Consider the following 911-nt stretch of genomic DNA (forward strand, 5'->3'; position numbering starts at 1 on the left):
GATCATTTTAAGGATAGTTTGATATGCCTAGTGTACTAAATCATAATAACTTCATCGCTAAAAATATCAATAATGACATTCCTGATGCAGGTGTGCATCCTATTAACGTATATGCGCTGCTAAAAGAACGTGAAGCGTGCTGGTGGCAGGCGAGGCAGCAATTGATTGAGCATCAAGAGAAGAAAATCTTTTGGTATGGCGAAAATAGCTTGATCATGTGGTTATTATGGCAGTTGGTTGGTTACGTGGTTGTCGCCATGGCGCTGATGCTGCTGAATAATATGTTGAATATATCGTTATCTTTATGGCAATACATTGCTTTATTTATTTTACAAACTATATTTTTTGTTGGTATTCTTGCAGCGAAAGGCCGTCTGGCGAATAAGTTGCAGGATGAGATAGATAACGATGAGCTGATGCGCGAAGAGGCGTTCAATGAAATGATTATTTTGGCAGAGGATAGTCTGTATCCTGACGTGCATGCCAAGTCGCCCATTTCTTTAAGGCAGCTGGGTGACTATCTAGATGGACAGTTTCACCTAGCAAGCTTGCAATGTTTGCTACAAAAAGAAATCGATGCTGGACGATTAATCATGGAACAGCAGCTACTTGAAGTAGGTGTTTTGCCGCCAGAGCTTGCTGATGTTGAGCTGATAGAACATGCTGATAATATAATATACAAGAGCACGTTATAAAACGTGCTCCTGATAGCGTTAATTAATAGCTGTAAACCACGTTGTTTTCTCTTTTAGTCGCTAGGCTGGCGAGCAATGCTGATTTTAACGCATCAAGTCGTTCAGCAGATAATGGCTTATCGTTTTGGTCACTTATATAAAACATATCTTCTGCGCGCTCGCCTAAGGTCGTAATACGAGCCGCATGAACCTCAATTTGCTCCTGCAAAAATATCT

The 911-nt window shown here is 40.6% G+C and carries 2 protein-coding genes; one reads left to right on the top strand and one right to left on the bottom strand.

Annotation, left to right across the window (positions count from 1 at the left end):
- The first annotated feature begins 23 nt into the window (after nt 1-23).
- The gene (locus ACS8FC_RS15610; protein ID WP_439297442.1) at nt 24-695 is read left to right on the top strand and encodes a hypothetical protein; all 672 of its coding nucleotides are present in this window, start codon (nt 24-26) and stop codon (nt 693-695) included.
- A 22-nt stretch (nt 696-717) separates the two neighbouring features.
- Here the strand turns inward: ACS8FC_RS15610 and ACS8FC_RS15615 are convergent.
- Nucleotides 718-911: hypothetical protein (locus tag ACS8FC_RS15615; RefSeq protein ID WP_439297443.1), on the bottom strand; the 194-nt coding region annotated here is incomplete at its 5' end.

This window comes from Psychrobacter sp. 1Y4 (assembly GCF_051847555.1).